The sequence below is a fragment of the Mesorhizobium sp. LEGMi-168a genome, from assembly GCF_058312955.1.
In genome coordinates this window covers 72,934-84,043 of the sequence record NZ_JBZEGV010000027.1, presented here as the reverse complement: position 1 = coordinate 84,043, position 11,110 = coordinate 72,934, and the positions used below count along the sequence as shown (strand labels likewise).

General features: G+C 62.9%; 10 protein-coding genes, 1 pseudogene and 1 riboswitch. Of the genes and pseudogenes, 6 read left to right on the top strand and 5 right to left on the bottom strand.

What is annotated here, in order from left to right:
• Window positions 1-155: pseudogene (locus tag AC4FWB_RS27235) on the bottom strand (prephenate/arogenate dehydrogenase family protein); the annotation flags it as partial.
• Window positions 156-160: 5 nt separating this feature from the next.
• Window positions 161-1,264, bottom strand: coding sequence for a histidinol-phosphate transaminase (gene hisC, locus AC4FWB_RS27230; protein ID WP_491029326.1), 1,104 nt, complete (start codon window positions 1,262-1,264; stop codon window positions 161-163).
• 142 nt (window positions 1,265-1,406) lie between these two features.
• Window positions 1,407-1,484, top strand: a riboswitch (SAM riboswitch).
• 92 nt (window positions 1,485-1,576) lie between these two features.
• On the opposite strand from hisC, the gene metX reads away from it, so the two are divergent.
• From metX to AC4FWB_RS27205, 5 genes are all read left to right on the top strand, one after another.
• A complete protein-coding gene (metX, locus tag AC4FWB_RS27225) occupies window positions 1,577-2,746 on the top strand; it encodes a homoserine O-acetyltransferase MetX (RefSeq protein ID WP_491029325.1) in 1,170 nt (389 codons plus the stop codon).
• 194 nt (window positions 2,747-2,940) lie between these two features.
• Window positions 2,941-3,555: a methionine biosynthesis protein MetW gene (gene metW, locus AC4FWB_RS27220; RefSeq protein WP_491029324.1), complete on the top strand. Its 615-nt coding sequence runs from the start codon at window positions 2,941-2,943 to the stop codon at window positions 3,553-3,555.
• Window positions 3,504-4,328 carry a Stf0 family sulfotransferase gene (locus AC4FWB_RS27215; protein WP_491029323.1) on the top strand — a complete coding sequence of 275 codons (825 nt, stop codon included), beginning with the start codon at window positions 3,504-3,506 and terminating at the stop codon, window positions 4,326-4,328. Before metW ends, AC4FWB_RS27215 begins: the two co-directional genes overlap by 52 nt.
• A 119-nt stretch (window positions 4,329-4,447) precedes the next feature.
• Window positions 4,448-5,437: a glycosyltransferase gene (locus AC4FWB_RS27210; protein WP_491029322.1), complete on the top strand. Its 990-nt coding sequence runs from the start codon at window positions 4,448-4,450 to the stop codon at window positions 5,435-5,437.
• Window positions 5,438-5,639: 202 nt separating this feature from the next.
• A complete protein-coding gene (locus tag AC4FWB_RS27205) occupies window positions 5,640-6,575 on the top strand; it encodes a glycosyltransferase family 2 protein (protein WP_491029321.1) in 936 nt (311 codons plus the stop codon).
• 40 nt (window positions 6,576-6,615) lie between these two features.
• On the opposite strand, the gene AC4FWB_RS27200 is transcribed toward AC4FWB_RS27205, so the two are convergent.
• The 3 genes from AC4FWB_RS27200 to AC4FWB_RS27190 all read right to left on the bottom strand — a co-directional run bounded on the left by AC4FWB_RS27200 (window position 6,616) and on the right by AC4FWB_RS27190 (window position 10,183).
• On the bottom strand, window positions 6,616-7,416 hold the full coding sequence (locus AC4FWB_RS27200) for a DUF1194 domain-containing protein (RefSeq protein WP_491029320.1): 801 nt from the start codon (window positions 7,414-7,416) through the stop codon (window positions 6,616-6,618).
• Between the two features lie 53 nt (window positions 7,417-7,469).
• A complete protein-coding gene (locus AC4FWB_RS27195) occupies window positions 7,470-9,293 on the bottom strand; it encodes an ABC transporter ATP-binding protein/permease (protein WP_491029319.1) in 1,824 nt (607 codons plus the stop codon).
• 107 nt (window positions 9,294-9,400) lie between these two features.
• On the bottom strand, window positions 9,401-10,183 hold the full coding sequence (locus tag AC4FWB_RS27190) for a class I SAM-dependent methyltransferase (protein WP_491029318.1): 783 nt from the start codon (window positions 10,181-10,183) through the stop codon (window positions 9,401-9,403).
• Window positions 10,184-10,282: 99 nt separating this feature from the next.
• Between AC4FWB_RS27190 and gloB the strand changes: the two genes are divergently transcribed.
• A complete protein-coding gene (gene gloB, locus AC4FWB_RS27185) occupies window positions 10,283-11,050 on the top strand; it encodes a hydroxyacylglutathione hydrolase (protein WP_491029317.1) in 768 nt (255 codons plus the stop codon).
• Window positions 11,051-11,110 lie beyond the last annotated feature (60 nt).

The following is an 11,110-nucleotide window of genomic DNA, read 5'->3' as shown; positions in this document are numbered from 1 at the left end:
AGACCGAGCTCCTCGGCCCGCTTGAGCGTCGCTTGGCTGCGCGTGGCGATGGCGATATGGCGGGCAAGCCCCTCGCGGCGGATGACGCGGGCGAGCGACGAGCCGATCAGGCCGATGCCGATCAGCGTTATCTTTTCGAACATCGGTGATGCCATGGTGCCTAGCTTTTCAGGAAACTCGTCAGCGCTTCGACGACGCCGCGATTAGCCTCTTCGAGGCCGATGCTCATGCGCAGCGCGTTGGGGAAGCCGTAGCCGGTGACGCGGCGCAGGATATAGCCGCGCGCGCTCAGATAATCGTCCGCGGCCGCCGCCGAATGCTTTTTCTCGTCTGGGAAGTGGATCAGCACGAAATTGCCGACACTGGGCGTGACGCGCAGCCCAAGCAGGGTCACCTGCTCGCTGACCCAGGCCAGCCATTTCGCGTTGTGCGCCACGCTGCGCTCGATATGCGCGCGGTCGCGGATTGCCGCGATCCCTGCCTCGATCGCGGTCGCGTTGACGTTGAAGGGCCCGCGCACCCGGTTGATCGCATCGACGATATGCGCCGGCCCGTACATCCAGCCGATGCGCGCGCCGCCGAGGCCGAGCTTGGAGAAGGTGCGGGTCATGACGACGTTCTCGGAACTGCCCGCCAGCTCGATGCCGGCTTCATAATCGTTGCGCCGCACATATTCCGCATAGGCCGCGTCGAGTACCAGCAGCACGTTCTTCGGCAGCCCGGCATGCAGCCGGCGCACCTCCTGGAACGGCACGTAGGTGCCGGTCGGATTGTTGGGATTGGCGAGGAACACGATCCGGGTCGCCGGCGTCACCGCGGTGAGGATCGCGTCGATGTCCGCGCGCTCGTCGGTTTCCTTGACCGCCACCGGCTTGGCGCCGGCGGCCTGGATGTAGATCTTGTAGACCATGAATGCGTGTTCGGTGAACACGGCCTCGTCGCCCGGCGCGAGATAGGTCTGCGCCAAAAGGCCCAGGATCTCGTCGGAGCCGTTGGAGCAGACGATGTTTGCCGGATTGAGGCCATGCACGTCGCCGATCGCCTCGCGCAGCCGCCTCGCGGAGCCGTCGGGATAGACGTCGAGCTTCGCCGCCACTTCACGCGCCGCCTCGATCGCCTTCGGCGACGGCCCGAGCGGGTTCTCGTTGGACGACAGTTTATAGACTTTCGTCACGCCGGCCGGTGCCGTGCTCTTGCCTGGCACGTAGGCCTCGATGTCCATGATGCCCGCGCGGGGCGTCGGACGTGGCTGATCCTGCTTCATGTCACAAATCCGTCGAGAAGGCCTTCGAGGCCGCAGCGGAAATACAGGCCGTGGCCCCGAATGTCGAGTGCCGGCGCGCGCCAGCAGGCAGCCCCAAGATGCTAACCGTTGACGAAGCGCGGCGCTGGTCCTAGAAGAGCAGCCGGACTCCCGTGGTGATTTGGCCGGTCGGCTTGCAGCCACGTTAAACAATTCGCTAAAGGGCCGTTTGCAACCTGTAACCGGCTTTGCGAAGGCAAGCCGGTTTTTTATTGTCCGCTGCCGGCCGGATACCGCATCGGCGAAATCGATGCGGACTGGATGGGGAATGCGATGGCCGCTCAGCGCGCTCTAAGGACCAACAACGAGGCCGACCATCCGTCGAGCCCGGTGTTGCAGTTCGGTCCCGACAAGCCGCTGAAGCTCGATGCGGGCACGGTGCTGTCGCCGTTCCAGGTCGCTTACCAGACCTACGGCACCCTCAACGACGCCCGCTCCAACGCCATCCTCGTCTGCCACGCGCTGACCGGTGACCAGCATGTCGCCAACACCAATCCGGTGACCGGCAAGCCGGGCTGGTGGGAGGTGCTGATCGGCCCCGGCAGGATCATCGACACCAACCGCTTTTTCGTCATCTGCTCCAACGTCGTCGGCGGCTGCCTCGGCTCCACCGGCCCCGCCTCGATCAATCCGGCGACAGGTAAGCCTTACGGCCTCGACCTGCCGATCATCACCATCCGCGACATGGTGCGCGCGCAGCTGATGCTGGTCGATCATTTCGGCATCGAGAAGCTGTTTTGCGTGCTTGGCGGCTCGATGGGCGGCATGCAGGTGCTGGAGTGGGCCGCCAGCCATTCGGAGCGCGTCTTCTCGGTGCTGCCGATCGCCACCGGCGCCCGCCATTCCTCGCAGAACATCGCCTTCCATGAGGTCGGGCGGCAGGCCGTCATGGCCGATCCCGAGTGGCACGGCGGCAAATATCTCGATTTCGGCAGGCGTCCGGAAAAAGGGCTCGCCGTGGCGCGCATGGCCGCCCACATCACCTATCTGTCGGAGGCGGCCCTTCACCGCAAGTTCGGTCGCAACCTGCAGGACCGCGAGGCGCTCACCTTCGGTTTCGACGCCGACTTCCAGATCGAAAGCTACCTGCGCCACCAGGGCATGACCTTCGTCGACCGCTTCGACGCCAACTCCTATCTCTATCTGACCCGCGCGATGGACTATTTCGACCTCGCCGCCGACCATGGCGGACGGCTGGCCGATGCCTTCGCCGGCACCAAGACGCGGTTTTGCCTGGTATCCTTCACATCCGACTGGCTGTTCCCGACCGGGGAGAGCCGCTCGATCGTTCATGCGCTGAACGCCGCCGGCGCCTCCGTCTCCTTCGTCGAGATCGAGACCGATCGCGGCCATGACGCCTTCCTGCTCGACGAACCGGAACTGTTCGCTGCCATCAACGGCTTCATCGCCTCGGCCGCCCGCGCCAGGGGACTCAGCCTATGAGCGGCTCGCGATCTCTTCGTTTTAGCCGCATTTCTGCGACGCCGAGCGATTCCGCTTTGGCTCCGAATGCTCTAAAGCATGTCTCCCGAAAGTGGGTCCGGTTTCGGGACGAAGACATGCTTAAAATCAAAAATTTAAAGCAGGTCGCGTGAATCCTTTTTCACGCGACCTGCTTTAAGGCCGCAGGTGTTCCCATGAGCGTCAATCGCGCCCAACGTGTCGATCTCGAGGTTATCAACGATCTCATCCCGACCCGTTCGCGTGTCCTCGATGTCGGCTCGGGCGACGGCCTGCTGCTGGAACTTCTCCAGGAGACAAAACAGGTCGACGGCCGCGGGATGGAGCTGTCGCAGCGCGGCGTCAACGAATGCGTGGCGCGCGGCCTTTCCGTCATCCAGGGCGATGCCGACAAAGACCTCGAATTCTATCCCGACAAGGGCTTCGATTTCGTGGTGTTGTCGCAGACCTTGCAGGCAACCCGCAATCCCAAGCTGGTGCTCGACGAGCTGCTTCGGATCGGCAACCGCGCCATCGTATCGTTCCCCAATTTCGGCCATTGGCGCGTGCGCTTCTCGCTGCTGATCAAGGGCAGGATGCCGGTCACCAAGGACCTGCCCTATTCCTGGTACGACACGCCGAACATCCACTTCTGCACCATCCGCGACTTCGTCAATCTGTGCGAGGAGCTTGGCGCAACGGTCGAGAAGGCGACCGCGCTCGACGCCAACGGCCAGAAGATCGGCCTGTCGATGCCCTGGTGGTTCTGGAATTTCTTCGGCCAGCAAGCGGTGTTTTTGCTGAAGCGATGATCGGGATGCAGCTTTTTCGTCGGCCGCCGCCGGCGGTTCAAATCCCTCCGGACATTCTGTCGGAGATACGAGCGGGAATTCTCGTCTGCACATCACCGCGCAGCGGCAGCAATCATCTTGCAGGACTGATGGCTTCGGCCGGGTTGGGCAATCCACTGGAATGGTTTGGCGGTCGCCGGCTGCTTGAACTGCCCGGCTACCCGCGCGAACCGAGCGCCCAGCTCCTGCGGGCGTTGATAGAGGGACGGTCCTCATCTGGAGTCTACGCGATCAAGCTCTTTGCGAGCCAATTCGCTCAAGTGGCCAAGAAGGTGAACCTGCCGGCCAGTCTTCCGAACCCGCGCTATGTGCGCCTGACGCGTAGCGATCTGCTGGGCCAGGCGATCTCATGGGCACGCGCGCGGCAAACCCGTAGATTCCGCTCCACTGAAGTCAGCGATGCACCGCCACGCTACGACAGCGGAGCGATTGCCGAGTCGCTTGAGAAGATTTTGATGGAGAATTTGGCTTGGGATGCTTGGTTCGCGAAAAACGGACTGTCTTTTCTTGCCTTGACCTATGAGCAAATTCAGCAAGATCCGGTTGGAAGCCTCAAGACGATCGCGCAGCTGGCAGGTGTAGAGCCTGTCTGGGGAAAGAACCTCGAGTCAGGTCTCGAAATCCAGCGCGACGCGATCAACGACGAATGGAGAACGCGTTTCCTGTCTGAATATGCCGACCCGTCGAGTTTCCGGCACGGAAAAAACTATATCCGCGGCTTCTTGAAGAACTAGCGATCGGCGAGCCGCCCAACGAAGCGGAAACTCGCAAATAGAATGGCGCCTTTGATCGTTTGACAGCATACGCTCAGGGCTATAGCGACTATCCCGATACGCTGGTGGTGGTTAACTCTATGGCTGAACATCCAACCTATTCGATCGTCGTGGAGATGGAGAACGCCAAATCCATTGACTGGGACGAGATCGGCGTGGGCCTGAAGGCCCTGGCGCGTGAAATTGCTGCCGTTTCCGCGACTGGTTTTGCAAGGCCGAAAGTTATCGTGTCGCATAGCGGGCCTGATTCGGACGCCGATTTGCTGCAAGCGAGCATCGAAGCTGAATCGCCTCAATTGATGCAGGTCGCCGACCTGGCAATCGCGGCCTGCTCCGGCGGTCGGTATTACGACCTCAAAAACAATGGCGTGCGTTTGACCGAAGGAAACATCGTCGTCTTCCTGGATTCCGATACGGTCCCCCAGCAGGGTTGGCTGTCAAATCTGCTACTGCCTTTTCGACAGCCGCAAACCGTCTGCGTGAACGGGCACACCTATCTTTCCTACGATGATTTCTTCTCAAGAACTTTTGCCTTGATTTGGTTTTTCCCGATGGCCCGGGGAGACGAAAGATTCGCTTCGAAACGGGCGATCAACGCCAACAACGTCGCCTTCCGGCGCGACTGGATCGCCAGCCATCCCTTCCCGGCACACAACGGTTTCAAGGTTTCCTGCACGCTGCTGATGCACCAGCTTTGGCGCGAGCGCCATGAGATCGTCAATGTCGATGCGCGCGTCTACCACTACTCTCCGCGCGGCTGGCGGTTCTTCTATTGGCGCGCGCTGGTGACCGGCAGGGATGCCGACCGAAAATTCGTCGAGCTTCATTCCCCCACCCGCGCCCAGCGTATCCTCAAATCGTTCACACGCTGGGGGACGATGTCGTGGCGCACGACACGACGCGTGATTGGTCATGCGCCGCAAACAGGCATGCCGATCTGGCAGATTCCGTTTTCACTGATTGTCGGCCTGGCTTTCTACACCCTGGCGTTTTTCGGCCATTTCGGCCTGGCGACAGGCCTCGTTCGCGACGAGATCGAAATCTTGCCTGACTATGTGGGCCACAGTTGAGGACAAGTCGCCCGCAAAGTGTTGCTTTCAAACCGCATGGCTTGGAAGAAATACGCTCCGAACTTGACCCTGACGCGACGCTTCAGGTGACATAGACGCCTCTTTTCTGTAGCGTTTTGTCGAATCCATCCGGGGGCGGACACGGAAGGGCAGGTACGATATCCATCCGATCATCGTTTATCCGCCTCACAACGAAAGTTAGATGCCGGCTGCTTCCGACACAGCTCCGCTGATCACCGTGATCACGCCGACGCACAACCGGCGCAGCCAGGTTGTGCGTGCGGTGGAAAGCGTTCTTGCCCAAACACTTACGCGCTTCGAGCACATTGTGGTCGACGATGGCTCGACCGATGGGACGGCCGCTGCCCTGGCCGAAATTCACGACCCCAGGCTGATTTATGTCGGGGCGAAATGGCGAGGCGCCAATGCCGCGCGCAACGCCGGCATCGAGCGCGCGCGGGCGCCGATCGTGACCTTCCTTGATTCGGACGATGTCTATCTGCCGGACCGTCTGGAGCGGACGCTGGCGCACTTCGGCAAGGACCCGTCGCTCGAGGTGCTGATCAGTTCCTTCGTCTCGGTGAAGGGCAACCGCAGCACCAAATGCATCAATCGCCAGGCCTTTCTCGACAAGAGCACGCTGCAGCGCGCCCTGGTTTCGCAGACGATCTTCATTGCCGGCTCGGCGATCACGGCCCGCCACGAGTCGCTGATGGCGATCGGCGGCTATGACAGCGACATCACGCGCATGCAGGATCGCGAGATATTGCTTCGCTTCGCCCGCCGCAGCGGTGCCCTGCTGTCCGAGGATATCGACTGGAAGAAATACAATTCGGAGAACTCGATCTCCGGCCGCCGCGACGGCTATGTCGAGGCCTATGCCAACCTGATCGGCAAGCACCCTTATATCGCCGACCGTTATCCCGACGTGCCGCCCTATATGATCGCGCGCCAGATCATCGCCGATACCCTGAAAGGCCGGCTGCCTCAGGCTTTCTCGGGCTATCTGGCCAACCGATCATCCAAAGCCCTCGGCTATTCGCTGCCGCAATTGCTGCGCGGCTATGTTGTCGGCCGTCGCTGGCGCCGCGATTGCTATGACGAGTTCCGCGCCAAATATGGCGCCCGGGCCGCCTGAGGGCGCGGAGCCGCGTCCGAAATAGCAACGCGTGGGTAACTCACCGATCCAGCTCCGGAAAATACGGATCGGAAAACCGTTGCCGCAGCCGCTCGCCAAGCAGGCAGTCCGTCGGCGCCTCCGCATCGACGCGGATCTTTGTAGCATCACCGACACCGCTCACCTCCTGGATCAGCTTGCGGCGGATCGCGGTCGAGAATTCGGACACCGCATAGATCGGCAGCACGAACGAGCCGGGGCCGCCGGTGACGCAATCGGCATAGTAGCGATCTAGACGGCTGACGCTCGGCGACGGGCTGATCAGGATCGGCAGGCCGTTGATGACTATGCCACTGGCGAGGGCGGCATCGCGGGTCAGGGCGACAGGCAGTCCGGCATTGTTGGGTCCGTCTCCCGATATGTCGATGACCCGCCGCGGCGCCGAAAAGCCATTTTTCTCCAGAAGCCCGGCGCCGAAGCCGAGAGCGCCGGAAATCGAGGTGCCGCGAAAGCTCCGGAACGGACGGCCCGCGATCTTGTCGGCAAAGGCGTTGGCGCTGTCGGCGCCGTCGATGACCTGCCAGGCGATGATGCCGTCGTCGCGCACGACGCCCGCCCATTCGAAATAGGCGAGCGCGATGCGGCCCTTCGGGCCCGAACGCACCGCGCTGATGAAGTCGTGATGGCGCAGCGCCTCGACATAGCCGGCGCGCTGCAGGGCGAACTCCCTTTCGTCCATCGATTGCGAGATGTCGACAGCCAGCACGAGTTCGACATCGACGGGCGTACCGCCGCCGATTGCAGGCATTGGCGCCGCCTCGGCGCAGGCAAGGCAGGCAAGCAGGCTGAGCACCTTGAGCATGGCACAGCTCCGACCACGCCGGGATTCTTCCCGGCGATCGCGGCGAAATAAAGCTATTTCTTGGCGCGCGCCGCGGCCGGTGGGGGGTCGATCGCCCCGGCGCGGAGTCGGGCCGGCTTGAGCGCCGTTCCGCCGCTGTCCTTGACGATGGTGAGCGCGCGCGGGAAGAACAGGTTGTTGTGCAGGCCGCGCCCGATATTGAGGATCGTAGCGTCCGGCAGTCTCGCCTGCAGCATGGCCAGCACGCGCCGCAACGTGGCGCCGTCGAACGTATCCAGCGCTTCGTCGATGATCACCCATTTCGGCTTCCTCAGCGCAAGCCGGGCAAAGGCGAGCAGCCGCTGCTCGTCGTCGGCCAGTTCATGCTCCCAGCGCGCCGAGCGGTCGAGTTGGGATGACAGCCGCTCCAGGCCGACTTCGTTGAGCACCGCGGAAATCTCGGCGTCGTCTATCTTGGCGCCTTCGGCATGGTTGAGCACGTCTCGCAGCGTGCCGAGTGGGAAATAGGGCGTGCGCGGCACGAAGAATGGCGTCTCCCCGGCCGGCATGCCGATGCGGCCGCTTCCCCATGGCCAGAGACCGGCGATGGCGCGGAAGAACAGCGTCTTGCCGGCGCGCGGATCGCCGGTGATCATGACGCGCTCGCCGGCCCGGATCTCGACGCTCGTCTCGGCAAACTTGGTGCAGCCGTCGGGCGATGCGACTTCGAGCTTGTCGAATGTCAGCTTGCCATTTGCGTTCTCGCCGAACTCGATGCGCCTTTCCTTGGCATGCAGGATGTCCGTTTCGCCAAGCGCGATGCGGAAATCGGCGACGCGCATCAGCGTTGCCCGCCAATCGGCGATGGCGCCGATGTTGTTGATGAACCAGCGCAGCGAGGAATTCACCTGGTTGAAGGCGCCGACCGCCATCATCAATCCGCCGAAGCTGATGTCGCCGGCGAAATAGACCGGCGCCGCGACGAGGATCGGCGCCACCACGGTGATCCAGCCATAGGCGTCGGTGACCCAGGACAGGTTGATCTGGGCGCCATAGATGCGCCGCATGGCGCCAAGCACGGTGTCGAGATCGCCGTCGAGCCGCCGACTGGCGTCGGCCTCGCCATGGGCAAGCGCGATGGCGTCGATGTTCTCGTTGATGCGGACCATGGAGGAGCGCAGCTCCGCCTCCCGCGTATAGCGATCGCTGTTGAAGCGGATCAGCGGCCGGCCCACCAGCCAGCTCAGCCACGAGGCGATGCCGGCATAGAGGATCGCCGCCCAGACCATGTAGCCGGGTATGGCCAGGGAATGGCCGCCGACATGGAAGACGAAGCCGGAAGAGAGCTCCCACAGCACGCCGATAAAGGACACAAGAAGGATGAAGGATTGCAAGAGGCCGACGCCGAGATCGGTCGAGAGATCAGAGAGGTGCCCGGCATCCTGCTGCATGCGCTGGTCGGGGTTGACGCCGATGGCTCCCGCATGGGTGAGCCGGAAGGCGCGCGCCGGCCGCATCCATTCATCGATGAGATCCAGCGTCAGCGCCTGGCGCAGCCTCAGCCGGATCATCTGGTTGAGCCAGGTCTGGCCGATATTGAGCACCAGGAGGCTGCCGGCGATTGCGGCAAAAACCATCAGCTGGTGCAGGAAAGCCGGCAGGTCGCGCCGCGCCAGGGCATCGAAGAAAGGCTGGTTCCAGCGGTTGAGCAGGACCTGCCCGACCGATGTCGCGACGATAACGCCGACAATGCCGATCGACACCCAGGAAAGCTGCCTGCGAACCGGCGATGTCTTCAGCGCCTGCCTGATCGTCGTCAGCTGGTCGGAGAGGCTGCTGGTCTCGACCGAGAACGCGGCCTGTCCGGTGCCGAGCTTGTCATCCGTTTGATAATCCATCTGCAAAATCCCTGCTTTCGGGAATGGTCATCGACGCCGATGCCGCGCCGTGTCCCCGTCCCTGAGATAGGGCGATGATTGCCGTGCGGCGCAAGGCTTGACCCCGATCACGAACGCGTCACTCGCCCGGTCCGGGACATTGCCTCGGTCGTCTTTCGCCCAAGCCGCGTCGCGCCCTGAGGCGAGAACACCGGCACGAAGACGCGGCGCGAGGCGCGCTGCGCGGCAGGCACGCCCTGGTAGAGCCGCTTCTGCGCCTCGACGACGATGACGCCGGAAAAGATCGGCCAGAAGCGCCGGCCGGCGCGCTCCAGCACATTATGGAACTGCATCATGAAGCGCCGCGGCGATGGCGGGAAGAACAGCGCGTCGGACCATGCGGCGGGCGTGAAATTCGCCTCGCGCAGCAATTCCGTGAGCTGGCCGCGCGAGAACGGCCGGCCATTGCCGAAGGGCGTATGCTCGAAGCGCGCCCAGACGCCGCGCCGGTTGGGCACGACGATGACGACCCTGCCCGCCGGCGACAGGACGCGCCAGATCTCGTTCAGCGTCTCGCGCGGATTCTCGACATGTTCGAGCGAGTGCACGAGCAGCATGCGGTCGATGCAGGAATCGACCAGCGGCAGCTCCTCGTCGAAGACCAGCGCCGTCGCCGTCGGTCCCGTCGCCGGCCAGACCACCGCCCCTTGCGTCGCTGGCATGAAGGCGAAGACGCGCTCGGCATCGGTGCCGAATCGCTCCAGCCAGGGCAGCGTGTAGCCGAGGCCGACCAGACGCTCGTTGGGAACGCTTGCCCATATCGACGAGAGTGCCATGGTGATCGCGCGCTCGGCCAGGCGGCCGAGCGTGGTCGAATAGAAGGAACGGAGGTCGACGATGTCCGAATGCATGCGGGCGACGGTAGCCGCGATAAATGCCGAGTTCAACAAAGGCCGATGACATCGGCCGCCGGCCGCCCTATGTCTGCGGCGATAACGGAGAGCGACGAGATGCCGGTCGAAATCGAACAGTTCATGTGCCGCACCGACAATTTCGGCGTGCTGGTGCACGACCCCGAAAGCGGGCAGACGGCGATCATCGACGCTCCGGAGGAAGCCCCGATCCTGGCCGCGATCAAGCGCACCGGCTGGACGCCGACGATGATCCTGACCACGCATCACCATGGCGACCATGTCGAGGCCAACCTGGCCCTGAAAGAGCGCTTCAAGCTCACCATCATCGGGCCGGAAGCGGAAAAGGCGAAGATCCCCGGCATCGACGAGACGGTCAGGCAGGGCTCCGTCATCCGCCTCGGCGAGGAAAGGATCGACGTCATCGAGACGCCCGGCCACACCGCCGGCCATGTTTCCTACCATCTGCCAGCCTCGAAAGTGGCCTTCACCGCCGACACGCTGTTTGCGCTGGGCTGCGGCCGGCTGTTCGAATGCAAGCCGCCGGTGATGTACGACTCGCTGAGGAAGCTTGCCGCCCTTCCGGCCGAGACCGTCATCCATTGCGGCCACGAATACACTTTGGCCAACGCGCGCTTCGCGCTGACCGTCGACCCCAGCAATTCGGCCTTGAAGGAGCGCGCGGCAAGAATTGAGGCTCTGCGCGCCGACAACAAGCCTACCCTGCCGACGACGATCGGCGAGGAACTGTCGACCAATCCGTTCTTGCGCTGGCACGATCCGGCGATCCGCAAGCATCTCGGCATGGAGAGGGCGACCGACGTCGAGGTGTTCGCCGAGATCCGCAAGCGCAAGGACAATTTTTAATGCATGTCGCCCAAAAGTGCGTAGCGGTTTTGGGATAACGACATGCATCAAACAAAGACC

What these genes read in the sequence shown, in the direction of transcription:
- hisC (WP_491029326.1), bottom strand. Translation starts at nt 1,264, where the DNA reads ATGAAGCAGGATCAGCCACGTCCGACGCCCCGCGCGGGCATCATGGAC.
- AC4FWB_RS27200 (WP_491029320.1), bottom strand. Translation starts at nt 7,416, where the DNA reads ATGCTCAAGGTGCTCAGCCTGCTTGCCTGCCTTGCCTGCGCCGAGGCG.
- AC4FWB_RS27205 (WP_491029321.1), top strand. Translation starts at nt 5,640, where the DNA reads ATGCCGGCTGCTTCCGACACAGCTCCGCTGATCACCGTGATCACGCCG.
- gloB (WP_491029317.1), top strand. Translation starts at nt 10,283, where the DNA reads ATGCCGGTCGAAATCGAACAGTTCATGTGCCGCACCGACAATTTCGGC.
- metX (WP_491029325.1), top strand. Translation starts at nt 1,577, where the DNA reads ATGGCCGCTCAGCGCGCTCTAAGGACCAACAACGAGGCCGACCATCCG.
- AC4FWB_RS27195 (WP_491029319.1), bottom strand. Translation starts at nt 9,293, where the DNA reads ATGGATTATCAAACGGATGACAAGCTCGGCACCGGACAGGCCGCGTTC.
- metW (WP_491029324.1), top strand. Translation starts at nt 2,941, where the DNA reads ATGAGCGTCAATCGCGCCCAACGTGTCGATCTCGAGGTTATCAACGAT.
- AC4FWB_RS27210 (WP_491029322.1), top strand. Translation starts at nt 4,448, where the DNA reads ATGGCTGAACATCCAACCTATTCGATCGTCGTGGAGATGGAGAACGCC.
- AC4FWB_RS27190 (WP_491029318.1), bottom strand. Translation starts at nt 10,183, where the DNA reads ATGCATTCGGACATCGTCGACCTCCGTTCCTTCTATTCGACCACGCTC.